Genomic DNA, 25,486 nt, shown 5'->3' on the forward strand with positions numbered 1-25,486 from the left:
ACCCACAGACCGCCCACCCGGTAGCGACAGGCAAAGGAGCCGTCCATGTCCACCTCAGCACCGCCGCCTCCCTCAGCAGTGTCCGGCCCTGCGGCCGGTTCGACGTCCACCGCCCCCGACCGGCTGACCGCGAAGGCGATCCTCGGCTACGGCGCGGGCGACTTCGCCAACAATCTCGCGTTCGCCACGGCCGGCGCCTTTCTGCTGATCTACTACACCGACGTCGCGGGGATCAGCGCTGCCGCGGCCGGCACCTTGCTGCTGGTCGTGCGCGTCTTCGACGCGTTCGCCGACATCCTCGCCGGCCGCATCGTGGACCGGACCTACAGCAAGCGCCTGGGCAAGTTCCGCCCGTTCCTGCTGTTCGGCAGCGTCCCGCTGCTCGGCCTGAGCGTGGCGACGTTCGCCGTCCCGCAGATCGGGCACACCGGGATGCTCGTCTACGCCTACCTCACGTACGCCGCGCTCGGCCTGGCCTACAGCCTGGTCAACATCCCCTACGGCTCACTGGCCGGCGCCATGACCCAGGTACCCAGCGAGCGAGCGAAGCTGGCCAGCGCGCGCAGCGTCGGCGGCTCGATCGTCAGTGCCGGCCTGGGCATCGTCATCGCGCCGCGGCTCGTGCCCGGGGCCGACCTGCAGACCGTGTTCACCGTCGCCACCCTGTGCTTCATGGTCGTGGGCACCGCCTGCTACCTGTTCACGTTCTTCACCTGCCGCGAACGGGTGCAGCGCGAGGTCACCAACGTCTCGCTGCGGCAGAGCTTCACGACGCTCAAGGGCAACCGCCCCCTGCTCATGCTGTGCGTCAGCTCGGTGCTGTTCATCACCGGTGGGCTGTCCCTGAACACGCTGCAGCTCTACTACGTACGCGACGTGCTGCACGCGCTGAACCTGTACCCGGTGCTGTCCACGATCCAGCTCGTCGCGACGTTCGTGCTCGCCCCGGCGATCCCGTTGCTGGTGCGCCGGTTCGGCAAGCGCACCGCGTACATGGGCGGCTCGGTCGTGACGGCGCTCGGCGGTCTGATCGTCGCGCTGTCACCCACGGGCGCTGTCGTCGCGCTGCCGTTCACCGGCCTGGTCCTGGGCATGCTCGGCTTCCTGCTGGTCAACATGCTCGTCTGGGCCCTCGAAGCGGACACGGTCGAGTACGGCGAGTGGCGGACCGGCGTGCGGACCGAGGGCATCACCTACGCGCTGTTCTCCTTCACCCGGAAGACCGGCCAGGCGATCGGCGGCGCGGTGGGGGCCTATGCGCTGGCCCTCGGCGGCTATGCGGCCGGAGCCGCTCAGCAGACCGAGGCCGCCCTCTGGGGCATCCGGGTCGGCACCGGGATCGTCCCGGCCGCCTGCGCGCTCGCCGCCGCGCTGATCATGTTCGCCTATCCCCTGACCGACGCCCGCCATGCCGAGATCGTGGCCGAGATCGCCGAGCGTCGAACGAGACGCTGAATGTCGGGGTCCGAACACTCAAGACGTGGCAGAAAGATCGCCCTTTCCCGGGGTGGTGCGGCGGACCAGGCAGGCGGACCGTGGGGAGATGGATCCCAGCACCGACACCGCTTCCGCCGATGCAGTCGCCCAACGCCTCCTCGGCGCCGTCCTCGGCCACGTCGACCTGATGTCGACGTTCCTGGGCGATCGCCTGGGCTGGTACCGCTCACTGGCCGATGACGGTCCCGCGACGCCGCCCCAGCTGGCCGAACGCACCGGCACGGACGCGCGCTACGCCCGCGAATGGCTGGAACAACAAGCCGTCACCGGCCTGCTGCACCTCGACTCGGACGGCGCCGCCGACGAACGCGTCTTCAGCATCCCACCAGCCACCGCGGAGGTGCTGACCGACCAGCACAGCCTCAACTATCTGGCTCCCATCAGCCGGCTGTTCGGCGCGGTCGGCCCCGCCCTCCCCCGGCTGCTCGAGGCTTACCGCACCGGCGACGGTGTGAGCTGGGACGAGCTCGGCGATGACGCGCGCGAGGGACAGGCGGACGCGAACCGGCCGTGGTTCGAGCACCGGCTGGCCGACGCGCTCGCCGGCGTCGAGGACGTGCACGGGCTGCTCGCGCGTCCCGGCGTCCGCGTCCTCGACGTCGGCTTCGGTGGTGGCTGGTCGAGCATCGCACTGGCCCGGGCGTACCCCGCCGCCACGGTCGACGGGATCGACATCGATGAACCATCGGTATCGATGGCCACCGAGAACGCCCGGGCCGCCGGCGTCGCCGACCGGGTCCGGTTCTCCCACGGTGACGCGGCCGATCTCCCGGCCGATCGTTATGACGCGGCCTTCGCCTTCGAGTGCGTCCACGACATGCCCCGGCCGGTCGAGGTGCTCACCGCCGTCCGGAAGTCGCTGAGGCCCGGCGCTCCGCTGATCGTGATGGACGAGGCGGTGGCCGACTCGTTCGCGGCGGACGGCGACGAGGTCGAGCGCCTGATGTACGGCTACAGCGTCTTCATCTGCCTGCCCGACGGCCGCTCCAGCCAGCCGAGCGTGGCCACCGGAACGGTGATGCGCCCATCCCGCCTGCACGAGTACGCCGAGGCCGCCGGCTTCGGCGAGTTCGAGGTCCTGCCGATCACAGACTTCTCGTTCTTCCGCTTCTACCGCCTCAGGTGAGACCGTCTACCGGCTGTCGCGCTTGCTCTGACGAGGATCCCCAGCAGGCCGGGCACTTGCTCCTGGGGCGGGACGTCCGTCCCGGACTTCTCGGAGGCGGCCGACGTCAGTGCCCGGCCGGCTGAAGCCTTGTACCGGGCTGAACCGTGGTCGCCGGGATGGAACCCAGGGCGGCCCTCCGCATCGTGGCCGACCTGTTGAACGCAGTCGCCTGACCGATCGCAAACCGATCGGTTTCCGATTGGCGACGCCGGACTAAACTCGCCGCATGACCACGGAGGCGAAGACGAGCCCGCGAGAGCGGCTGCTGGATGCGGCGGCGGCGCTCACCTACCGCGAGGGCGTCGGCGTCGGCATCCAGGCGTTGTGCCAGGCGGCGGGAGTGTCCAAGCGCTCCCTCTACCAGCTGTTCGAGAGCAAGGACGAGCTGCTGGCGGCGAGCCTGGAGCGGGGCGCACCCGCCTACAAGGCATGGCTGCTGCCCCCGGTGGACGACGACCGGTCGCCGCGCGAGCGAATCCTGCACGTCTTCGCGCAGATCGAGTCGCAGGCCGGTGCGCCCGACTTCCACGGCTGTCGATACCTTGCCATCCAGATCGAGCTCAAGAACACCGCCCATCCCGCGAGCCGGGTGGCCCGCGGCGTGAAGGAGGACCTGGCAAGGTTCTTTCGCGCCGAGGCCCAGCAGGGCGGGGCAGACGACCCCGACCTGCTGGCCCGGCAGCTCCTGCTGGTCTTCGACGGCGCCAGCGCCCGGGCGGGGATCGAAGCCGACGACCTGGCCGGACTCATCTCACCGACCGTGGACGCACTTCTCGACAGGGGAGGCGTTCGCTGACCCTCAGCGCGGCGCGACGCCCCGGGCCGGCCCGTCCGCGGGCAGGTTGCCCCGCATCTCGGAGATGAGCTGCGGGGTGAGCGTGGCTTCGGTTCGAGACACGAGGAGGGCCATCTCGTAGCCGACCAGACCGATGTCGCAGGTGGCCTCGGCGACCACGCCGAGCACGGACCCGTTGGAGACGCTCATCAGGAACAGGAACCCGTTGTCCATCTCGATGATCGTCTGACGGACATTACCGCCGTTGAGCTGGCGCGACGCCCCGCGGGTGAGGCTGGACATGCCCGAGACGATCGCCGCGAGCTGGTCGCCGCTGGTGCGGTCGAGCTGGTCGGACATCGCCATGAGCAGCCCGTCCGCCGACACGACCAGCGTGTGCCGGCTGCCCGGGACGGTGCGCACGAAGTTGTCGAGCAGCCACCCGAAATTCGTTGCTTCTGTACTGAGGGTCACTCGTTGCTCCTCTGGTGCCCGCTTGCCCGTTGGTCGGGCTGAGCCGGCAGCTGGTTGTACGTGCGGATGGATCCGTAGAACATCTGTTCCGGAACGGCGCTGCGCAGCACGCTGATCCGTCCGACCGGCAGGGCCGCGACATATCGCGGCTTCGGGTCGACATCCGTCGCCGCGGCGACGACGGCCTTCGCGACGGTGCTGGAAGCGTCGCCGTCCGGCACCAGCGCCGCGGTGACCTGCTCAGCGATGCGTCGCTGCTTGTCGTAGCCCTGCAAGGGTGCGGCCGGCCGCGCCCGGGCCGCTCCGGAGTCGGCACCGGTCCCTCCGGGCTCGACGAGAAGGACCCTGACACCGTGCTCCCGTGCGTCATGGTCCACGGCCTCGGAGTACCCCTCGACCGCGTGCTTGGACGCGACATGAGCAGCCAGGTACGGCCCGGTGATGAGCCCCGAGATCGACGGGAGGTTGATGATGCGCCCGTTGCCGCGAGCTCGCATGTGCGGCAGGACGGCCTGCGTCATGCGGATGAGGCCCAGGAGGCTGCTGTCGAAGTCGCCCTGCGCCCGCGTGCCGGGGTCCCGATGAGCCACGCGTGCCGGGCCGATGCCGGCGCTGTTCACCAGGACGTCGATCCGCCCCCATCGGTCCACGACCTGCTGGACGGCCGACGTGACGGCCGCATCGCCGGCCACGTCGAGATCGAGGAGGTCGACGCCGTCGGGCGGGCCGGCATGTGCGGCGTCGCAGCAGGTGCCCACCACGTGGAAACCGGCATCCACCAAGGCGAGCGAGCAGGCGCGCCCGATGCCCGACGACGCGCCCGTCACCACGGCAACCGGCCGACGTGTGGCCATCCGAGCTCCTCGCCCCTGGAATCCGATCAACTCCGGCACACGGTAAACTGATCGGTTTCCGATGGCAAATCCGCCGCGTGGGCCCGGCTCCCCGGATCGTGGCGTGGCGGATCAGGAACGTTCGTCCGACGAGCTTCTTGCGTCGGAGCCAGCCGGTGACCTCGCGAACCAGCAGAGAATGAGGCTGGGGATGTGCGGCCCGCCTGAGGCGGGCCGCACATCCCCAGCTGCACGTCAGCCTGCGGTCAGTCCTGGGTGTCGCGCAGGGTGTTCGCAACGACGGGTGCGTAGAACTCCTCGATGGCAGGGAAGTTCGGGTGGGTGCCCGTGGGGCGCAGGACTCCGTCCACTTCCCATGACCCGGTGGTGTCCGCCGTGCCCGGCAGCCCGCTCGCCTGCAGGGAGTCGAAGGAGTACTTGACCCGCTTCGTCACGTCAGTGGTGTCCAGCTTGGTGGAATAGACGTCGGCGACGGTGACTCCCCACTTCGCGCAGGCCGCCAGCTCGATCTCGCGAAGCGCCTCCTGTGTCTCGCTGTCACGAGCGCCCAGCCGGTGGACGGCCGTGTAGACGATGTCGGCTTCGGGGTACTTCTCCTTCATCCGCGCGATCAAGTTCTCGAAGGCACCCGCGAAGGTGCTGACATCGAGCTCGCTGTCGAAGCCGTCGCTGATGGCCCCGAGCTTGTCGAGAGTCGCGGGGTAGGCGTCGTTGGTGCCGCCGTCGAAGACGATGTAGTGGGGTTGCCCCGCCGGAGCGCTCGCCAGCTGGTTGACGATCGTGTTCGAGGAGGGGAGGACGGTTGCGCCGTTGACCGCCTTCTTCACCAGTGTCAGGCCTTCCTGCCTCGCCACGAAGTCGATGAAGCTGCCTGTGGGGTACCGGTGCCCGGCGACGATGCTGTCCCCGAACGCGTAGACGGTCTTGCCCGCCAGCATCGGGGACGGTGCGTCACCAGCGACCGTCAGCAGCACGTTGTCGACGGACTGTGCGTTGCTGTTCTCCTTGTACGCGCTCGTGGCCACCATTCGGTCCAGGCCCGTCGCCGTCATGGGCTTGTTCGCGTTCTCCACCAGCACGTTCGTGCCGTCGAGAATCTGGTAGCTGATGGTCTTGTTCGCGAAGTCGGCTTGAAACCGCACCGTGTAGGTTTTACCCACCGTGATCGGCCGAGCGGTCCAGGTCGGCTCCACCCCGAACTTGGCATGGCTCGAGTCGGCGTCGGTCCCGGACGTGGAGTACCGCAGCTGGTTGTCGCCGGTCGTCTTGGTCGACCCCATGACCGCGAACACGAGCCGCCCGTACGGGTCGCGGAACTCTATGCCGCCCTTCGAGTTTCTGTCTCCCCGGTACGTCCAGTCGAAGGTCAGGTCGACGGCCGACTGCCCGGAGACCTCCGGCCCGAACAGCTTGACGGCGGTGGTCTCGTTGCCCAGGTTGTTGTTGAGCTTGAGCTCGCCGTCGGAGACCCTCGCGTCCCGGCTGAAGCCGAAGGCGGGTGCCGCCGCGGCGGTCCCGAAGTCTTCGTCGATCAGCTTGGTCGCCGGCGGTACCGGACCTCTGGTAACGACCCGCACTACGCCGAAGGCCGGCACGGTCACGACCGCGTCCGTCCCGCTCGTGGTGACGGTCGCGTCCGACTCTCTGGTCCACTCGTTGTCGGTGACGTCGTTGGAGGGATCGTCATAGCTGCCGACCTGGGCAGAGGCGATCTCGCCGGCCATGTCGGAGAGCGTGAAGGTGGTTGCCTGAGCGCCCGCGTTCGCGAAGGCGAACTGGGTCGCGCTGCGCTCGATCGCGATGCCGGCGGTCTCGGCGCTCCATGTGCCGATCGTCAGGGGGTGGGATCGGAACGTCACGTCCATCGAGCGCAGCTGCGCCGTCACGTCGCGGCCGCTTCCGGCTCCCTGGCGCTCGTTCATATAGACCAGCTTCTTACCTGACAGGCCATTCGGGCGCTTGGTCGCGACATCGTGGCCGATCTTCTTGAGCATCGTGTTGACGCCGGTCAGATAGTCGATCTTGAGCCGGTTCGCCGCGGAGGTGTCTCTCGATCCCGACGCGTCGAAGAAGGGCCCGTCGTAGGTGCAGTCGCCCACACCGTACTTGGTGGCCGGCGAGTTGAAGACGCCGTGCTCGTCGGCCCCGCACAGCTCGTAGATGTTGTAGTAGCCACCGCCGGACAGGGTGGAGAGCAGCCCGTAGGGGACGGCGTACTGCCCGTCCTCAGCCCCGATCTCCATGATCATGGGAAGGTTGTGGCCGTAGGAGTAGTCGACTCCGTTCCACACCTTTGAGTGCCCGAAGGCGTACTGGTTGGCCCGGCTGGCACTGTAGGGGTCGACTCCGATGAAGTCGAGGTACGACGTGCCGCCTGTCTCCTGGACCTTCTGGTTGTACTCCACGGCGCTGTAGCCACGCAGAGCATCGTTGGCCCGGGTCCAGACAGAGTAGTCGGACTCCTTCACGACCTTGCTCAGCTCGTTGTAGTAGTTCCACAGCACGTGGCGGTTGAACTCCTTGAACGTGTCGGCGCCGTTGTTCGCCGTCGACTCCGTCGTGAACCCCTTGAAGTCCTTCCACGCCTCCAGAGCCATGTCGCTCTGGCTCACGTCGATCGACGTGCCGTTGATGGAACCGCTGCCCTCCATGCTGAGGGTCATGGACTCGTTCGAGACCTGGACACCGACCGTGGTGTGCTTGCCGTTGTTCTCGTTGGCCTCCCACTCGGCGACATGGTCCATCACCTTCGCGAGTGCCGCGGCCTCGAGCTCCATCAGCTTCGGGTCGGTCTTGTCCAGCAGGTAGTCGTAGACGCCGTACATCTGGGACGTCTGGGCGGTCCGCTTCTTGAACAGCGGTGCGCCCGCGGGATGGTTGGGGTCGCAGGCGTTGAGCCTGGCCTTCTTCAGCTCCGTCATCTCGGCCCGGAACACAGGCTCGCTCGCGCACGACGGCGTGCTCATGGTCTTGGCCACGGACTGGAAGACGTAGTAAGGAATGCGGTTGTCCATGGAGTTCGACGTCGTGTCGCCGCCGAACCACATGATCTCGAACTTGAGGTTGTTGTTCGACGCGTTGCGCATGGCCTCGTCGAGGTAGCTCCAGTCGAAGTTGCGCTCGTCCGCGCTGGACAGCACGAGCTGCGGCGGATAGGTGCCCGCGAGGCCGTCGATCGAGATCGGCACCTCGGACTCGGCGTCGAGCGGCGTGGCGGACTGGAGCAGCACGCTGACGGTCCGGTCGCCGTCGCCCTCGTACTGCGCCTTCACGAAGTCCGTGACGTCGAGGTCGTAATAGTTCGCCTTCTTGATGCGGTCCCACGACGGCGTGACGTCGAGCGGGGTCTGTTCCACACCGTCGATCGCCAGGTTCTGGCCGTCGTAGTCCGTGACACCGAGCGAGTCCCACGTGACATCTGAGTCGTCCCAGTCGTCGGCGAGGCCGTAGACCTTGAGGTCATGGCTTCGGAACAGGTCCGCGCCATCGCCCTGAGGGTTGCCTTCGTTGTCGACGTAGATCCGCACCTTGGAGGCGGTCAGCTCGTAGTCGTAGTCGCTCGGGATCGTGAACTTCAGCAGCGCGAGCGACTGGTTGGCCTCGTCCGCGGAGTCGAAGGCAGTCCGGATGTTCCCGCCGGAGAACGTCTCGCCCGGGCTGCCCTTGACGACGTACGCGGCGTCCGAGGCGGGCACCGACTCGTCAGGCTGGACGAACAACCAGGGAACCTGGACGTTGATCGTGGTGAAGCCCAGGTCGCTGGCGGACTTGTAGAGGGACCGGGTCTTCTCGCTGTTGTAGGCGTACTCGGGGCCGAAGACAGCACCATTCTTGTCCACGCGAAGCTGGACACCGTTGAAGAAGAACGGCTTGCCATCGACCTCGAGTGCCTCGTCCCGCTCGTAGGTCCCGGTCGCGAGGCGTGAGACTGGTGCGTGCACTGGTTCCTCCCCCGTGGCAGCGCTCGTGGGGATCGGTGTCCCGCTCACGATCCCGCTGACTCCTATCGCGGTCCCGGCCAGCCCTGCTAGCCAGCGTCGGCGTTGGCTCATCATCGGTGCTCCTTTGCACTTCTCCTGCTGCTTCCTCGCCAGCGGCCGCCGCTGGGCGCAGCGTCGCACAGTCTGCCAACGGTTCCAGAGTCGGGTCAAGACCCGGTCGCCCTTGGCCACAAGCCATAGGAGCAGGCATATCTGGCAGTTCTCTAGCGTTTGCCGCATCGTTGGAACGACCAATGCGATAACGGTTCCACACGTTGCCGACGGCCATGGCTGCCGCCGCCGGGGACGGATCGCCGTGACTTTCAGCGCTGCGCCGTACTACCGAGCTGTGCTGGAGCGCACGACAAGAGTGGCGCGGAGATGGACGTCATCCGTGGCAGCCGGGTCGAGGGCGAGGGTGAGCGCCGCACGCCCCGCTTCGACGAACGGCAGCGACACGGTCGTCAGGGACGGCGTGACGTCCTGAGCGATGGGGATGTCGTCGACGCCGGAGACCGCCACGTCCTCGGGAACGCGCAGGCCGGCCGAGCTCAGCGCATGCAGCGCGCCGATGGCCAGGACGTCGTTGCCGGCGAGGACGAGGTCCGGCCGCTCGTCACGCGCCAGGAGCCGGGCGGTGGCGCTCCGCCCGCCTTCCCGGGAGACCTCCGCGATCTCCACGGCGATCGCGGCGGCGTCGTACCCGTGCGCGACCAGACCTTCGACGAACCCCTGGGTGCGGCTCTCGAGCGCGGGGTGATGCGTGGTGGTCAGCACGGCCGGGCGTGCCCGGCCGAGCGTCGCCATGTGATCGGCCACCACCCGGCCGATCGTCACGTCGTCGAACCGGACGGAAGGGTAGTCGTAGTCGTGCTCGCCGACGAAGACGACGTTGGCCCCTTCCGCGCGGATGAGCTCGAGCTCGGCGAGGACCCGCTCGCTGTCCGTGCCGGCGAAGCTCGCGCTCGTGACGACGAGCGCGAGCGGGCGCAGACCACGCAGGATCCGCAGCGCCTCGAGGTGGGCGTCCGCGCCGGAGCCGACAGCGGTGACGCTGACCGCGACCCCGCTCGCCCGGCCGGCTTCCTCCATGCCGGCGGCCAACGCGGCGACCGACGCCGTGCGGGGGTCCGTGACGATCAGCACGACACCGGATCGTCGCCCGCGCAGCGCCCGGGCGGCCTGGTTGCGCACGTAGCCCAGGGCGTCGGCGACGGCGAGCACACGCACGGCGAGCTCGTCGCTCACGGACGCCGCGCCGCCGTTCAGGACCCGGGAAGCGGTCGACGGCGAGACGCCCGCGACCTCGGCGACGTCGCGCAGCGTCGCGGACCCGCTCCGCTGACGGGCAACTGCCACGCTCGGCCTCCGTTTCCTCGGCCGCCCATCGGCCGCACAGCGCCAAGTATCCCATCCGGCACCACACCAACCCGTTCGAATGGGACAATGGCCCGGTGCCGACAGATGCCACGAGCGACACCGGTGTGCGCCCCTCTGCCGTCCGGCTTCCGGTCACCCTGCGGGACGTCGCCCGCGAGGCCGGCGTCGGGCTCGCCACGGCCTCGCGCGCCCTGGACCCGGACTCGCGTTACGTGGCGGCGGACGTACGGCAGAGGGTCAAGGACGCGGCCCAGCAGCTCGGGTATCGCCCGAACGCCTCGGCCAGGGCCACGACGACGGGCTCGACGCCGACGATCGCGATGCTCGTCTCGGACATCCGCGACCCGTACAACGCGGAGCTCGTCCACGGGGCGATCCAGCAGGCCCGGCCCTCGGGGCTGATGGTGACGATCACGGGAACCGAGCACGTCATCGACGACGAGGTGCGTGTCGTTCAGATGCTCCGGAGCCAGCGGCCGCGGGCCCTGGTGCTGACGGGGATGCGCAGTGGCTCGGCCTCGTCACGGGTCGCCCTGCTCCGCGAGCTGGAGCGATACGAGCAGGACGGCGGCCGGATCGTCGTCGCCGGCGACGACGAGCTGCCTTTCGACACCGCCGCCGTGCCGCGACGCGAGGGGGCGCGCAAGCTCGTCGCCACGCTCGCCGGGCTCGGCTACCGGTCGATCGCCCTGATCACGCCCGACGTGGACTCCACCGGCGTGCGCGAGTGGGAGGCCGGTGTCCTCGAGGGCGCGCGCGAGCACGAGGTGCGCCTCGACCAGGCGAGCATGGTGCGCGTCCCCATGTCCCGCGAGGGCGGCCGCTCCGCCGCGGCCGGTTACCTCCGGAGCGGCCGTCCGCAGGTCGATGCCCTCCTGGCGGCGACGGACGCGATGGCGCTCGGTGCGATGAGCGCGGTCCGCGAGGCGGGCCTGGTGCTCGGGCAGGAGATCGGCGTCGCGGGATTCGACGACGTGGTCGACGCCGACGACGTGACGCCGGGCCTGACCAGCGTCAACCTCTCGCTCGAACCGATCGGCCGCACAGCGGTCGACCTCGCGCTCCAGCCACCGGACGCCCGGCGCCGCCTGATCGTCTTCGAGGCCCGGGTCGTCGTCCGGGGCAGCACCCCGCCCCGCCCACACCGTTGAGTGCTGGACATTCGCCCTCTTCTGGCTCGGGAGAGGGCGAATGTCCAGCACTCAGCGGCGTGGGAGGAGCCATCGGCTACTGGTTGGCCGACTGGATCGACCCGTCGAGCTCGGCGATGAACGCCTCGGCCGCTTCCTGCGGCGTCTGCGACTCGAACAGCACGTCCTGCAGGTAGCGAGCGATGAGCGTGTCGAGCTCGCTCGCGCCGTTCGGCGTGATCTCGGGTGCCTCGCCGATGTACGCCTCCTCCGCCGCGACGAAGTCAGCGGCACTCTTCTCGCCGGGCGCGAGACCGTCCAGGATCGAGTCGCGGACGGCGCCGTTCGACGGGATGCCGCGGTCCGTGCCGAGGATCCCTCCGACCTCGGGGTCGTTCACCATGAAGTCGACGAACAGCGCCGCCTCGGCCGGGTGCTCGCTCGTCGAGGAGACCGACCAGTACATGCCCGGCTTGAGGTAGGAGTACTTCGCCTCGTTCGCGTCCTCGCTCGGGATCTTCACGGGCTCGAGCGTGGCGCCGCCGGTCGCGGCCTCGTACGCCGGGATCTGAGTGATCTGGCTGAACGCCAGGGCCTGCTTACCGGTCGAGAAGTCGGTCTGGTCGAGCCCGACCCCGGCCATCTCCGCCTGGTGCGACGCCGGCGCGGCCGCACCCGACGCCGTCCAGTCGAGAGCCTGCTGGAAGTACGCCGCGAGCGTCTCGGGAGAGATCGACACACTGCCGTCGCTGAACAGTGCCTCGCCGTGCTGGCGCGCCCAGAGCTGGAGCGAGTACCCGTTGTTCAACGCGGAGATGCCGACGACCTCGCCCCCGCTCTTCTCGCTGACCTCGGTCGCGAAGTCGCTGAGGTCCTCCCAGGTCCACGTGCTGGTGTCGGGGAGCTCCAGCCCGAGCTCGTCCAGCAGGTCCTGGTTGGCCAGGATGCCGAACGCGGTGGTGCTGATCGGCATCCCGTAGAGCGTGCCCTCCGAGCGCCCGAGGTCCAGGACCTTCGGGTCCAGGCCGGAGGTGTCGAGCTGCGCCGTCCGCTCGAGGTCGTACAGGGCGCCGCGGTCCGCGTAGGAGGCGAGGTAGAGCTCGTCCATCTGCATGATGTCCGGGGCGTTTCCGCCCGCCGTCTGCGTCGCGAGCTTGTCCCAGTACCCGCCCCAGTCGGCGAACTCACCGACCACATCGATGTTCGGGTACTTCTCCTCGAAGGCGTCGATCGCCTTCTGGGTCAGGGGGTGGCGGGAGTCGCCGCCCCACCAGGTGGCACGGAGCGTCACCTCTTCCTCGCTGAGCTCGGGGGCCGCGCCATCGCTTCCGGCCCCTGGGGCGCTCCCCGTGCCGCAGGCGGTCAGCCCGGCCAGGACCACGATGCTGGCCGCAGCGGCCGCGGTGCGGCGTGCGGACGACGTTGTCAGACGCATTGTTCCTTCTCTCTGGTTGTTCACTTGCCGCCGGTGGTCGCGATGCCCCGGATCAGGTACTTCTGCCCGACCGTGAACGCGACCAGCAACGGGATGATGGACACGACGCTCATGGCGAACATCGAGCCGTAGGAGGACTGGGACTGCGCATCGATGAACGAGCGCAGCGCCACCGGCACCGTGTAGAGATTCGGGTCGGTGAGGTAGATGAGCTGGCCGAAGAAGTCGTTCCAGGTCCAGATGAAGGTGAAGATCGCGGTGGTCGCCAGAGCCGGCGCCATCAGCGGCAGCAGGATCTGGCAGAAGATCCGGGCGTGACCTGCCCCGTCGAGGCGGGCGGCCTCGTCCAGCTCCCGCGGCAGGCCACGGATGAACTGGACCATAAGGAAGACGAAGAAGCCGTCGGTGGCCAGGAACTTCGGGATGATCAGCGGCCAGAAGGTATTCACGAGACCGGCCTGGGCCCAGATCACGTACTGCGGCACGATCACGACGTGGACGGGCAGCATGATCATCAGCAGCATCACCGCGAAGGCCTGCTTCTTGAACCGGAACCGCAGTCGCGCGAACGCGTACGCCGCCATGGAGCAGGTGATGAGGTTGCCGATGATCGCGCCGGCGACCACGATCGCCGAGTTGAGCAGATACGTGCTGAACGGCGCCCCCAGCGCGTCCCAGCCCCGGGTGTAGTTCGCGATCTCGAAGGTGTTCAGCACCAGCGAGGGATTGCCGAAGATGGCTCCGTCCGGCCGTAGCGAGCTGACGATCATCCACAGCACCGGATACAGCGCGACCGCGACCACGCTGAGCAGCAGCACGTGCCGGAGCGCCCTGCCGACGCGGGACCACGGGCTGGGCGCGGAGGGCCGGATCCTCTGGGGAGTGCGGCTGCCGGGGACCGCGGGCGATTCGGCGAGCAGGTCAGTCGTCATAGTGCACCCAGTACCTCGAAGCCCAGAAGTTGATCAGCGTGAAGGCGCCGATGATGACCACCAGCAGCCAGGCCAGCGCGGAGGCGTACCCCATCCGAAAGGCGCCGAAGCCCTCCTGGTAGAGGTACAGCGTGTAGAAGAGGGTCGAGTCGCTCGGCCCGCCCCTGCCTCCGGAGACCACGAACGCCTGCGTGAACGCCTGGAACGAGTTGATGACCGCCAGGACCAGGTTGAAGAAGATGATCGGCGTCAGCAGAGGAAGAGTGATGGACCGGAACTGTTTCCATGGGCCGGCGCCGTCGGTCGAGGCCGCCTCGTAGTACTCACGCGGGATCTGCCTCAGGCCCGCCAGGAAGATCACCATCGGCGACCCGAACGTCCACACGTGCAGCAGGACGATCGTCGCCAGCGCCGTGTCCGGGTCGGCGATCCAGCTGGTGCTCGACGGGATCCCGATCGCGCCCAGGAGGCTGTTGAACAGCCCCGTGCCGCCGAAGATCAGCCGCCACAGCACCGCGATGGCCACACTGGACCCCAGCAGCGAGGGCAGGTAGAACGCCGAACGATAGAACGTCAGCCCGCGCATCCCGCGATCCAGCAGGACCGCCAGGCCCAGGGCGACGATGAGCTGGCCCGGGACGCCGAACAGCACATAGGTGAACGTCACCTCCAGCGACTTGTGCAGCCGCTCGTCACCCAACATCCGGGTGAAGTTGGCGAGTCCCACCCACCTCGGGTCCTCCAACAGGTTGTAGTCGGTGAAGGCCAGGTACAGCGACGCGGCCATCGGACCGATCGTCAGTGCGACCACGCCCACCAGCCACGGGCCGAGGAAGGCCAGCGCCGCCTTGTTGTCCGGCGTCTCCTGTTTGACCCGAGGCTCACCGCGCCCCCGGGTCATCCGTTGCAATTCAGCCAGGCTCACGGCCTTGCACCTCCCCTTCGAGGACCTGTGACCGCCTGCCGCGTGGTCCGTTCCAGCGCAGCTCGTTGCAATGATGACAACGGTTCCATATGCTTGTCAACAGTCGGCGGACGGCCTGGCTCAGGGGCAGTATTTCTGCAGTTCACAGCGCATTTCGAAGTTGAGTCGCCGGTGGTTCTAGCGACATCTGTACACGACACGATCCGGTAACGGTTCCACCGCCCCTGGTGGCCCCGGAACCGAGTTCGGATACCAACGGAGGTGCCATGAGCAGGGGTTTCATCCTGGGCGAGCACGAGGACGGGCTGGTCCTCGCCGGGCCGGGCACGACGGCGCGCGTCGCCGTCGCCGAGTCCGAGCCGGCGGCCGTCCGACACGCCGTCAGCGACCTCGTGCGTGACCTCGGGACGGTGACCGGCCGCACGGCAACGGCCTCGCCCGAGCGCGCCGGGGCGAACATCGTCGTCGGCACCGTCGGCATCTCACCGCTGGTGGACGCTGCGGTCAGGGACGGCTCCCTCGACGTCACCCCGCTGCGCACCGCCGACGGCGGGCTCCGCTGGGAGGGTTTCGTGATCGCCGCCGTCGGAGACACCCTGTACGTCGCCGGTGCCGACCGGCGCGGCACCGTCTTCGGCGTCTACGACCTGTGCGAGGAGATCGGCGTCTCGCCCTGGTACTGGTGGGGCGACGTGCCGGTGCGCCGGCGCGAGCGCGTCACGGTCGCGGCAGGGACGCGCGTCGCGGACTGGCCGGGAGTCGCGTACCGGGGCATCTTCCTCAACGACGAGGAGGAGCTCGAGAAGTGGGCCATGGCCCACACCGGTGACGACACGATCGGGCCGGAGACGTACGAGCGCGTCTTCGAGCTGATCCTGCGGCTCAAGGGCAACTACATCTGGCCCGCGATGCACGTGGGCGCCTTCAACCACGACCCGGCGAACGGCGCTCTCGCGCAGGAGATGGGCGTGGTCGTCGGCACGAGCCACTGCGACATGCTGCTGCGCAGCAACGAAAAGGAGTTCGGGCCATGGGTAGCCGCCCAGGACGCGCCCGTCGACTACGACTACTCCGTCCCGGGCCGCAACCGGGAGATGCTCCAGGAGTACTGGCGGGGCTCCGTACGCCAGAACAGCGGCTACGAGGTCTCCTGGACGGTCGGCATGCGCGGCATCCACGACTACGGGTTCAAGACCTCGGCGATCGACGCTGACGAGCACATGTCCGACGCCGAGAAGCACCGCGCCCGGGTCGCCCTCCTGGGCCGGGTCATCGGCGACCAGCGCGGCATCCTGGCCGAGCAGCTCGGCGAGCGCGCGCAGAACGCCCTGCAGATCTTCATCCCGTACAAGGAGGTCCTCCCCCTGTACGACGCCGGCCTTCGGGTGCCCGAGGACGTCACCATCGTGTGGGCCAACGACAACTTCGGGTACGTGCGCCGGTACCCCACCGAGGCCGAGCTCGACCGCCCGGGCGGGCACGGCCTGTACTACCACTCGTCGTACTGGTCAGAGCCTCCGCGCTCCTACCTCGCCACGTCCTCGACGCCGCTGGCCCTCGTCCGCAACGAGCTGACCAAGGCGTGGGACCACGGCATCCGGCGCCTCTGGGTCGACAACGTCGGCGGGCTCAAGCCGCTGGAGATCGAGACCGAGTTCTTCCTCCGCTGCGGCTGGGAGGCAGGCAAGGAGACCACCACGGCCGACGCGACCCAGTTCGTCGAGCAGTGGGCCGACAAGACGTTCTCCGGCGGGCACGGCAAGCAGGTGGGCCAGCTCTACGCCACGTACTACCAGCTCAACAACCAGCGCAAGCTCGAGCACCTCGCGTCGGGCGTGTTCGCCCAGACGGGATACGGCGACGAAGCGTCCCGCCGCCTCGCCGAGCTGCACCGCCTGTACCGGGAGACGAACGAGATCCTGCGCGAGCTGCCCGACGACGAGCGGGAGGCGTTCATCGAGCTGGTCGCGGTCAAGGTCCACCTGGCGTACCTCGTCGCCGGGCAGTTCCTGCACGCCGACCGCAGCACGCTCGCCCACCGGCAGGGGAAGCCGGCCGCGGCCGACCACCACCTGGAGCTGTCACGCACCTTCGACGCGCACAAGCGCGCGCTCCTGCACTACTACGACACCGTCCTGGCCGGTGGTCGCTGGTGCCATGTCTTCACTCCCGAGGAGTTCCCTCCGCCCGTCATGGCCATGTACCCGGCGGGGACGCCGGCCCTGCGGATCGGCGCTCCGGGTCTCGGCGTGGTCACGTACGACGCGGCGACGGTCGGCGCTCCCGGCGCCCGGCCCGCACTGACGTTCTGGCCGCACGGCGTGGCGACCAAGTGGATCGAGGTGTTCACGACGGGCGCGCCCGGAATGTCGTTCACCATCGAGGCCGACGACTGGATCGAGGTCTCGGCCACGTCCGGAACGGTCGACAGCGAGATCCGCGTCCAGGTCCGGGTCACCGGCGCGCCGGCCCGCGCCGGCTCGTCCGGGACCCTGACCGTGACCGGGGACGACGGCGCCGCCGTCGTCGTCGAGGTCCGCGTCGCCGAGGCGCCCCGCCTCGATGCCGGTTTCGTGGGAGTGGTCGAGGCCGACGGTCACGTCACGATCGACCCCGCGCACCCGGACACCCGCCACGACGGCGTGGCCTCCTCCTGGCATACCGTCCCGGGCCTCGGACGGTACGGGAACAGCCTGACCGAGGTTCGCCGGTCCGACGTCGCACCCGACGCCCCGGGCCCGGACGACGCGGTCCTGACCTTCGGCCTGCACCTGACCACTCCGGGCGCGCACCTGCTCGAGCTGCACCGCCTGCCGACGCTGGACTCCACCGGACGCCTGCGTGTCGGTGTCAGTGTCGACGACGCTCCCCCGTTCGTCGTCGAGTCCCCCACCACCGACGAGTTCCGGGGTGCCTGGACGACGGCAGTGCTCGACAACGTCGAGCGTCTCGTAGCCCGCCTGCCGTACCTCGCCGCCGGACCGCACGTCCTGCGGCTGCACGCACTCGACCGGCACGTCGCCCTGTCGAAGGTCGTCGTGTACACCGCCGCTCGTCAGGACACGAACCTCGGCCCTTCCTTCAGCCACCACACGGGCCGCCCCCTGCACGACACACCGGACCCGGCGATCAGCACCGACGTCTCCCAGCTCGACGACGTCGCCCGCGAGATCTACCGGACCGACCCACGCGAGGTCCCCCTCCCGCCCGTCGTCTACACCGGCCCGGGATTCTGGGACACCACGACGACGTTCAAGCCCAACGTCGCCGTCCCACAGACCGTTCTGGCCGAACCACGACACCGGACCGGCCCCGACGGCCGGAAGGACGTCCTCGCCGCGCTCGGCTCGGGCGTGACCCTCGAGTCCGGCGGCGTCATCGCACTGGAGGCCGAGTACGCCCTCGCTCAGACCTCTGCGGCCTGGTCGACACCCAGCATCGGCGAACCGGCCGTGGCGTGGACCCACACGCAGGCAGAGACCGACGGCGGCTCCGGGCTCGCCATGCACGTGGCCCGGCGAGGGCTGCGCTGGGACGACCCGGCGCACGCTCCCGGCCTCCACTACGCGATCGACGTCTCCGCGGCCGGAAACTTCCACGTGTGGTTGCTGGTGAAGTTCAGCGCTCGCGACGACGACGCGTGCGTGCTCGCCCTGGACGGCACCGTCCAGCCGGCCGAGAAGCAGTTCTCCGGTGGTGACCTGTACAGCTACGGCACACAGGAGATCTGGTTCTGGACACTCCTGTCCGACCTGCACCTACCGGCCGGCCGGCACACGCTGTCCGTCCTCGCGCGCAAGTCCGGCCTCCGCGTGGACCGCCTGTATCTCACCACCGGGACCGAGCTCCCGCCGGCAGACGCGGCCTGGCGACCGAGCCGGCGGGTGTCGCGGCACGGTTAGAGCGGTGCGACGGCGTTCATGGCCTCGTCGACCAGGTCACCCTAGGCCGGCGCGCAATTAACGCGCACGACGGGCCCCTCGGATCCGTGGACGCCGACCCTTCCGCCATACCGCTGAATGCCGTTTTTGCAGGTGCCGGCCACATACGTCTGTCACCGATGACTCTGGCCCACAATGGATGCGGGGTGGGAAGTCACCCTTGTGAGTGCGAGCGTAGTCCAGTGGTGACGGTCAGTGACGGCTGAATCCGTCGGGTTTCTGGCGGGGTCGAGTACGAAGCGACGACGCAGGAGACCGTGCGAGCGGGCTCAGGAGCTCCAGCGGTTCGATCCAACCGTAGACGGTATGAGGGACCGGTCGTCGAGCTGCGGAATCCGTACTTCGACAAGCGGTCCCTCGTACCGCCCATGGCATCAGCCTGCCCGGCAGAACACGTCACGCTTCGGAAGGGTGCCGTCCACCAGGAACTTCGTGGTGGTCTCCAGGGCGCAGGGGTTGTCGTGCAGCACGTAGGCGCCGTGCCCACTCTGGTCGACAGTCACCAGACGCGACCGGTCACCGAACCTCTCCCTGGCGAGCTGACCGCCGCGCAGAGGCGTAGCCGGGTCCCGCTCGTTCTGCACAATCAGGATGTTCCGCTTGCCCTCCTGCGAGATCTCCGCCTGCTCGACGGGCTCGTACGGCCAGTACGCACACGGCGTGATGTTGGCCCCCGCGGCGCCGAACATCGGGTACTTCGCCCGATCCTCGGCTGCGGTGTCCTTGTAGTGCTGCACGTCCGTGGGCCACTCGGCGTCGTTGCAGCTCACCGAGAGGAACACCGTCAGCGCGTTGTCGGACTCCCACGGCTCCTCGGCGCCGGCCGAGGGGTCGGACTCGTCCACGGCGCTCCCGGCCGGGGCACCCACCAACGGACGGACCGGCGCGTCAGCGGCCAACTGCTTCACGACCCCGGCCACGTCGTCAGCCAAGACCAACTCCCAGATCTCGGCGATCTTGGGATACTGGACCGGGCTGTAGAGGTACCCGAAGTTAGCCATCCGAAAGATCACGCCGTCTACCCCGGCCATCGGTTGCTCGTCGAGCCGCTCGGCCAGCTCGAAGTAGGTGGCACGCACCTGGGCCGGGGTGCGACCCAGCCCGTAGCTGCCGTGCCGCTTGGCTGCCCACTTCGCGAAGTCAGGGAATGTCTCCTCCATGCCCGGACCCCACAAGCGGAGCACATCCTGGTTCAGGTGCGTGTCACCGATGTTGCTGTCCAGCACGACGCGGTCGGCCCGGTCGGGGAACATCGCATCGTAGGTGGCGCCCAGTCCACTACCGTAGGAGTAGCCCAGGTAGTTCGCCTTCTCCTCGCCCAGCGCTGCCCGGATCTGGTCTAGGTCGCGCGCCGTGTTGGGCGTATTCAGGTGCTGTAGCAGCTCGGCGTCGGGCGACGCGGCGCACTGCTCGGCGATGCCCTTGACGACCTTCGCCTGCGCTTCGACGGCAGCCTCGTCCACGGCGTAGGGAGGGAGGTTGCCGAAGTGCGGGGTCTCCGCGGTGAAGCCGCAACGCGCGGCCGTCGAGTGCCCGATACCGCGGGTGTCCATCGCGATGATGTCGTAGGCGTCCCGCACGCTCTTGGGCAGCCCATTGGACGCCAGCACTGTGGACAGCGTGAGCCCGGAGCCAGACGGGCCGCCCGGGTTCAGCAGCAGGATGCCGCGGCGCTTCTCCGGATCAGTACTGGCCATCCGCGAGATCATGAGGTCGATCTGCTCGCCGTCGGGCTCAGCGTAGTCCAGGGGCACCTGCACAGTCGCGCAGTCCAGCACGTACGGGAAGGCGTCCTCGACCACGTCGGCGGGACAGGTACCCCACTCCGCCGGCGCGGGGGTAGGTGCCTGCGCGGTCCTGACCGCCGTCGTCGTCATCGCGGTCGTTGCCGCCGCCGAGGCGGTTGTGGCGGACTGGTCGTCGGCCAGGGCGGGCACGCCGGCGGCAGCGCTCACCGAGGCCACCAGGCCCACGGCCAGCGTGACCGCGATTCCGCGACGTGCACCACTTCGAGGCAGCCACCGTCTCGGGCCTCGGGCCCCGGACGCGTCCGGTACAGGTACGACAGGTCCGTAATCGGTATGGGACAGCTTCGCGCGCTCTGGCATCATGGCCTTTCCTTCAACAGAGTGGCTTCACTCCGGGAGCAGCCGATACTGAGCGACGACCAGCCCCCGAGGTCGGTCCGACCAGTCTTCGCGGGGTCCGGCGCGTCGCCCAGTGACGAGCCGTCACCGGCGCCCAGGAGGTTCGTCGTACCGACCCGTGACATGTGTCACGCCGGCCAGGTAGGTGTGCACCACCGAGTGCTGTTCGACGTCCGGTCGACGTGGCGGCACTCGTTGGGCATGACCTCGCGGAGGTCAGATCCAGCCGCGTTCCTCCGCGAGCAGCACCGCCTGCTGGCGGGAGTCGACGGCGAGCTTTCCCAGCACAGCGGAGATGTGGTTGCGCACGGTGCCGGGGGCCAGCGACAGGGACCGGGCGATCTGGCCCGTCGTCTCGCCGCGCCGGCCGGCACGCAGGACGTCGAGCTCACGGTCGGTCAGTGGGGAGCGTTCGTCGCTCAGGGCGTCGGCCGCGACCTCGGGGTCGACGTACCGCCCGCCGGCCGCGACGCGGCGGATGACGGCGGCGACCTCGTCGGCCCCGCGGGACTTGGGCAGGAATCCGGCGGCCCCCGAGGCCAGCGCCCGCCGCAGGACGCCGGGTCGGGCGTGGCGGGTGACGATCACGCACCGGGTCGCCAGGGTGCGGTTCAGCTTCTCGGCGACCTGGACGCCGTCCAGGTGCGGCATCTCGAGGTCCAGCAGGCAGACGTCAGGCGTCAGCCGCTGGGCCTCGGCGACCGCTTCGGCGCCGTCGGCGCACTCGGCCACGACCTCGATATCCGGTTCCAGGCGCAGCAGCGCGGCCAGCGCGGACCGGATCATCCCCTCGTCGTCGGCGAGCAGCACCCGGATCATCCAGCAGTCCTTTCCTCGGCAGGGGTCGTCCCGGCCGGATTGTCGCCGGCGGGATCGTCACCGGTGGGGTTGTCTCCGGTCGGGTTGTCGTCGGCCGGGACGGTGACGACGACGGTGAACGTCTCGCCGTCGCGGCGCACCTCGAGGTCGCCGTCCACCTCGGCCGCCCGCCGGGCGATCCCGTCCAGGCCTGCACCGCCCGCGCTCCCGCGTATATCGGGGGCGTCGACGGCGACGTCGTTGGAGATCTCGTAGCGCCAGAACCGGTCCGTGCGGGTGAGGGACAGGCGTGCCCACCGGCCGCCGCCGTGCCGGAGCACGTTCGTCGTCGTCTCGCGGACTACCGGTCCGAGCGCGGACGCCGGGGCGAGCGAGGTGTCGGGGTCCACCGTGGCCTCGGCCCTGGTGCCCGCCGCGCGCAGCAGGTCGACGGCGTTGGCGAGCTCGTCGCGCAGCGGGACGGAGCGGAAGCGGGTGGCCAGGTCGCGGGTGCCCTGCCGGGCGTCGTCCACGCTGGCGCGTGCGGCGCGCAGCTGTTCCATGCCCGCGTCCGGGTCGCGGGGCATGAGCCGCTCGGCGAGCTCCAGCTGGAGGGCGATGACCTGGAGGTGGTGCCCCTGCAGGTCGTGCACGTCGGTGGCGAGGCGGAGGCGCTCCTGGGTGGCCGCGAGCTTGGCCTCCGAGGCGCGGGCCCGGTCGAGCGTGACGAGCACGTCCCACCACCACAGCGACGAGACGGTCACGATCGGCAGGATGGCGGACAAGAAGAGCACCTGGGGCCAGTTGGCGGCGGGAACCTCCCCCAGTGTGAGGCGGACGTCGATCACACAGAGCGCGACGAGCAGCGCGGTCGCAGCCAGCACAACGCGCAAGCGGACTCCAGGCGGCCAGTTCACCAGCATGGCCACCTGGATCAGCGGCAGGACACCTACCACCCACACCCCGGTGGCGAGCCCAGCCGCGAGCCCATAGGCCGCCGAAAGCAGGAGCGGTGGGAGATGGCGCCGCCAGACCACCAGCGGCGCATCCACGGTGCGATGCCGGTAGTCGAGCAGCAGGGGCAGCGTCGCGAGCCACCACAGCAGCCCGCCCACGCCGACGGCTGCGGACGTGAGGCGGCCGAATCCACCCTCGACGAGAGTGTCCACCAGAAGGATCACGATGATGAGCTGAGAGACCACGATCGCCAGCGCGACGTACCACCAGGTCGCGCTGATGCTCCGGGTCAGCCGCAGCGCGGTACGGGCCTCGATATCTGATGCGGCGACGGCGGAGCGATCGGACCGGCTGCTCATTCGCCCAGGCTACGGGCATGACACATGTCATGGATGCGGCGTGCGAAGGCCCCGGAAGGCGGTGACAGGCCGGCACTTCTGGGCAGGGCTCGCGAGCGGTGGACTGGTGTCAGGACCGGGAACCGCCCCGACGTCCACAACCGCAGGAGCACACCATGGACCTTATCGAGACCCTCCAGAACCTCCTCGGGCAGGTGCCCGAGTTCGTCCAGCCACTCATCGTCGCAGTCGCCGGCGCCATCCCCTTCATCGAGGGCGAGGGCGGCGCCGCGATCGGCATCATCGGCGGAATCAACCCGGTCGTCGCCGCGATCGCCGCGATGGCCGGCAACTTCCTCGTCGTCGCCGCGCTCGTGCTGCTCAGCTCCGGTGCGCGCAACGCCGTCGTCACGCGGCACCGGACGAGGGCGGCCGCGCGGGCCGGAGGGCCGGCAGGTGACGAGACCGTCCTGATGACCGCGCCGGCCGCGGCGGACGGCTCCCGGAGCGCCGTCCGCCGCGCGAAGTTCCAGCGTGCCTACGAGCGGTACGGCGTCCCCGGCGTCAGCCTGCTCGGACCGCTGCTCCTGCCCACGCACTTCACCGCCACCATGCTCGCCGCCTCCGGCGTCGGCAAGGCCCGCATCCTGATCTGGCAGGCCGCCGCCATCATCGCCTGGACCACGCTCACCGCCCTGGTCATCACCGGCGTCATACAGGCTGTCCGATGAACCGGCACCGCAGTCGGTCCTCAGCGGGCCCCGACTGGTCGGCATGACTCGCGGTCCGTTGAACGCTCCCGAGCCGTCGGTCTCCACCCGGCTCGCCACCGCGACCATCCAGGCGGATGCCGCCGTCCGCAGCCGCACACCTACAGTGGGTGCGTGCCACGTACCTACCGTTCTGCCGTTCGAGAGCAGGCCGCCGCATCGACCCGGGCCGCCATCCTGGACGCCGCGGAGGTGCTCTTCGCCGAGCACGGCTACCCGCGAGTGACCATCGCGCGGATCGCGCAGGAGGCCGGGGTGGCGCAGGGCACCGTCTACGCGTCCTTCGGGAACAAGCTCGCCTTGGTGCGCGGGCTCACCGAGCGCGCAGCGGAGGACGACCGCATCAGCTCAGCGCTCTCCGCCATCGCCAAGGCGTCGGACGGCGGCGAGATCGCCGGCCTGGCCGCACGCAGCACCGGAGACGTCGTCCGGCGGCACGGGCGCCTCATGGCCGTGCTGGTCAACAACGCGGCCGACACCGAGATCGGCGAGATCTTCGCCGGCACGAACCGGTTACTGCGCGAACGGTTCCGTCTCATCGCGGCTCGGCTGGCCACCGTGGGCGCGTTGCGCCGTGGCATGACGACCGCCCGGGCGACCGACGTCCTGATGTACTACCTGAGCCCCGAGTCCTGGTTGCGGCTGCGTGGGCTCGGCTGGGGCTGGCCCGCGTGCCAGGACTGGCTCCGGCGCGAGCTGCTCTTCGCGCTGTGCGGGGACCTGGACGACGTCGCCGACGAGTCGCCCAGGGCAAATTCGATGAAGTAGTACGCTAATAAATATGCGGATACTCTTCTCAAGTACGCCCGCCCACGGTCACCTGCTGCCCCAGCTTCCGCTGGCGCGCGCCTTCAAGAACCGTGGTGACCAGGTAGCGGTCATGACCGCCGGTCTCTTCGCCCCGGTCCTGGACCCCGAGGGCATCGAGCTGCTGCCGGTCGGCCCCGGTGCGGACGTCCTCTTCGCGGAGTCGGCCCGCCGTACCGGCGTCGACGCGGCCGCGGACCCCACACCGGAAGCCGTCGCCGAGTTCTTCGCCGGCACCCGGATCGATCTGACGGCGGACGATGCCCTGGCCGCCGCCCGGGCCTTCGCGCCCGACCTGATCGTGGCCGAGGCGATGGACTTCGTCGGGCCGCTCGTGGCGGCGGCGCTGGAGGTCCCGCTGGCGACGCTGGCGTTCGGGCCGGCCATCCCCGCGGAGTTCACGGACGGGATCAACCGGGTGGCCGCCGTCCGCTACGCGGAGCGCGGGCTGACACCCGTCCCAGCTCGGTGGTACCTCGACCCGTGCCCGGACCTGCTCCAGCCGCCCGGCTGGGACGCCCCGCAGGTGCGGCTGCCGCTGCGGCCGGAACCACACCAGGGTCCCGGCCCGGCGGCCGTCCCTGCCGCCGTGCCCGAGCGCGGCCACGGCCCCCGGGTGCTGGTCACGTTCGGCACCCACTTCTCGGACCCCGAGGTCCTGGACCCGATCCTCACCGAGCTGCGGGACGCGGGCGTGGACCTGGTGGTCACGCTCGGCCTGACCGCGCGGACCGAGGACTTCGGCGCCGCGGGCGAGGGCGTCACATTCACCGGCTTCGTCCCGCTGGCCGAGCTGCTGCACGACGTCGACCTGGTGGTCACCCACGGCGGCGCCGGCACCACTCTCGGCGCGCTGGCCCGCGGCCTGCCGCTCGTCGTCGTGCCGCAGGGCGCCGACCAGTTCCTCCAGGCAGCAGTGGTCGACGCGTCGGGCGCGGGCATCGCCGTGCAGCCCGGGCCCGACATGCCGCAGGCTGTGGCCAAGGCCGTCGGAACACTGCGCACGGACACCGCATACACCGATGCGGCCCGCGCCGTGGCCCAGCAGATCCAGGCCATGCCAGCACCCGCCGAGGTCGCGACACAGCTGGCCGACGCCCTGAGCTGACACCACGGTCGCTCCCAGGCCGGGTCCTGGCATGCGTGCTGCCCTGCCCTGCATCACGCCGGGCAGGGCA

At 69.5% G+C, this 25,486-nt stretch carries 18 protein-coding genes; 8 read left to right on the plus strand and 10 right to left on the minus strand.

The window, feature by feature from the left end; genetic code table 11:
* The first annotated feature begins 45 nt into the window (after nt 1-45).
* From uidB to EW117_RS19390, 3 genes are all read left to right on the plus strand, one after another.
* Entirely contained in the window at nt 46-1,455 is a 1,410-nt protein-coding gene (gene uidB / locus EW117_RS19380) for a glucuronide transporter (protein WP_129788347.1), read from the plus strand.
* A gap of 88 nt (nt 1,456-1,543) precedes the next feature.
* Nucleotides 1,544-2,623 (plus strand): class I SAM-dependent methyltransferase, encoded by a 1,080-nt coding sequence (locus EW117_RS19385; protein WP_129788348.1) that lies wholly within the window; start codon nt 1,544-1,546, stop codon nt 2,621-2,623.
* A 268-nt stretch (nt 2,624-2,891) separates the two neighbouring features.
* Nucleotides 2,892-3,461 (plus strand): TetR/AcrR family transcriptional regulator, encoded by a 570-nt coding sequence (locus tag EW117_RS19390; protein WP_129788349.1) that lies wholly within the window; start codon nt 2,892-2,894, stop codon nt 3,459-3,461.
* Nucleotides 3,462-3,464: 3 nt separating this feature from the next.
* Here the strand turns inward: EW117_RS19390 and EW117_RS19395 are convergent, their stop codons facing one another.
* The 4 genes from EW117_RS19395 to EW117_RS19415 all read right to left on the minus strand — a co-directional run bounded on the left by EW117_RS19395 (nt 3,465) and on the right by EW117_RS19415 (nt 10,107).
* A complete protein-coding gene (locus EW117_RS19395; protein ID WP_129788350.1) occupies nt 3,465-3,914 on the minus strand; it encodes a roadblock/LC7 domain-containing protein in 450 nt (149 codons plus the stop codon).
* Nucleotides 3,911-4,768 carry an SDR family NAD(P)-dependent oxidoreductase gene (locus EW117_RS19400; RefSeq protein WP_129788351.1) on the minus strand — a complete coding sequence of 286 codons (858 nt, stop codon included), beginning with the start codon at nt 4,766-4,768 and terminating at the stop codon, nt 3,911-3,913. Before EW117_RS19400 ends, EW117_RS19395 begins: the two co-directional genes overlap by 4 nt.
* A gap of 245 nt (nt 4,769-5,013) precedes the next feature.
* The gene (locus EW117_RS19410; RefSeq protein WP_165362780.1) at nt 5,014-8,820 is read right to left on the minus strand and encodes a GDSL-type esterase/lipase family protein; all 3,807 of its coding nucleotides are present in this window, start codon (nt 8,818-8,820) and stop codon (nt 5,014-5,016) included.
* Nucleotides 8,821-9,087: 267 nt separating this feature from the next.
* Nucleotides 9,088-10,107, minus strand: a complete 1,020-nt coding sequence (locus EW117_RS19415) for a LacI family DNA-binding transcriptional regulator (protein ID WP_242504390.1) — start codon at nt 10,105-10,107, stop codon at nt 9,088-9,090.
* A 95-nt stretch (nt 10,108-10,202) separates the two neighbouring features.
* Between EW117_RS19415 and EW117_RS19420 the strand changes: the two genes are divergently transcribed.
* Complete coding sequence (locus EW117_RS19420; protein WP_129788353.1) at nt 10,203-11,279, plus strand: LacI family DNA-binding transcriptional regulator; 1,077 nt, start codon at nt 10,203-10,205, stop codon at nt 11,277-11,279.
* Between the two features lie 76 nt (nt 11,280-11,355).
* On the opposite strand, the gene EW117_RS19425 is transcribed toward EW117_RS19420, so the two are convergent.
* The 3 genes from EW117_RS19425 to EW117_RS19435 are packed head-to-tail and all read right to left on the minus strand — an operon-like array spanning nt 11,356 to nt 14,526.
* The gene (locus EW117_RS19425; protein ID WP_129788354.1) at nt 11,356-12,693 is read right to left on the minus strand and encodes an ABC transporter substrate-binding protein; all 1,338 of its coding nucleotides are present in this window, start codon (nt 12,691-12,693) and stop codon (nt 11,356-11,358) included.
* A 20-nt stretch (nt 12,694-12,713) separates the two neighbouring features.
* The gene (locus tag EW117_RS19430) at nt 12,714-13,625 is read right to left on the minus strand and encodes a carbohydrate ABC transporter permease (protein WP_129788355.1); all 912 of its coding nucleotides are present in this window, start codon (nt 13,623-13,625) and stop codon (nt 12,714-12,716) included.
* A complete protein-coding gene (locus EW117_RS19435; RefSeq protein ID WP_129788398.1) occupies nt 13,615-14,526 on the minus strand; it encodes a carbohydrate ABC transporter permease in 912 nt (303 codons plus the stop codon). The genes EW117_RS19430 and EW117_RS19435 overlap by 11 nt, the downstream gene beginning before the upstream one ends.
* 290 nt (nt 14,527-14,816) lie before the next feature.
* Between EW117_RS19435 and EW117_RS19440 the strand changes: the two genes are divergently transcribed.
* Complete coding sequence (locus EW117_RS19440; RefSeq protein ID WP_129788356.1) at nt 14,817-18,452, plus strand: glycosyl hydrolase 115 family protein; 3,636 nt, start codon at nt 14,817-14,819, stop codon at nt 18,450-18,452.
* A gap of 413 nt (nt 18,453-18,865) precedes the next feature.
* Here EW117_RS19440 and EW117_RS19445 read toward each other — a convergent pair whose 3' ends face one another.
* From EW117_RS19445 to EW117_RS19455, 3 genes are all read right to left on the minus strand, one after another.
* A complete protein-coding gene (locus EW117_RS19445; protein WP_242504391.1) occupies nt 18,866-20,446 on the minus strand; it encodes an alpha/beta hydrolase in 1,581 nt (526 codons plus the stop codon).
* 408 nt (nt 20,447-20,854) lie between these two features.
* Nucleotides 20,855-21,457 (minus strand): response regulator transcription factor, encoded by a 603-nt coding sequence (locus EW117_RS19450; RefSeq protein WP_129788357.1) that lies wholly within the window; start codon nt 21,455-21,457, stop codon nt 20,855-20,857.
* Entirely contained in the window at nt 21,454-22,752 is a 1,299-nt protein-coding gene (locus EW117_RS19455; RefSeq protein WP_129788358.1) for a sensor histidine kinase, read from the minus strand. The genes EW117_RS19450 and EW117_RS19455 overlap by 4 nt, the downstream gene beginning before the upstream one ends.
* A gap of 155 nt (nt 22,753-22,907) precedes the next feature.
* On the opposite strand from EW117_RS19455, the gene EW117_RS19460 reads away from it, so the two are divergent.
* The 3 genes from EW117_RS19460 (at nt 22,908) to EW117_RS19470 (ending at nt 25,416) form a co-directional block, all read left to right on the plus strand.
* Complete coding sequence (locus tag EW117_RS19460) at nt 22,908-23,462, plus strand: small multidrug efflux protein (protein ID WP_129788359.1); 555 nt, start codon at nt 22,908-22,910, stop codon at nt 23,460-23,462.
* A 153-nt stretch (nt 23,463-23,615) separates the two neighbouring features.
* Nucleotides 23,616-24,269, plus strand: coding sequence for a TetR/AcrR family transcriptional regulator (locus EW117_RS19465; protein ID WP_129788360.1), 654 nt, complete (start codon nt 23,616-23,618; stop codon nt 24,267-24,269).
* 13 nt (nt 24,270-24,282) lie between these two features.
* Nucleotides 24,283-25,416 (plus strand): glycosyltransferase, encoded by a 1,134-nt coding sequence (locus EW117_RS19470; RefSeq protein WP_129788361.1) that lies wholly within the window; start codon nt 24,283-24,285, stop codon nt 25,414-25,416.
* Nucleotides 25,417-25,486: the final 70 nt, after the last annotated feature.

Source organism: Promicromonospora panici (genome assembly GCF_900608595.1).
Classification (GTDB): domain Bacteria; phylum Actinomycetota; class Actinomycetes; order Actinomycetales; family Cellulomonadaceae; genus Promicromonospora; species Promicromonospora panici.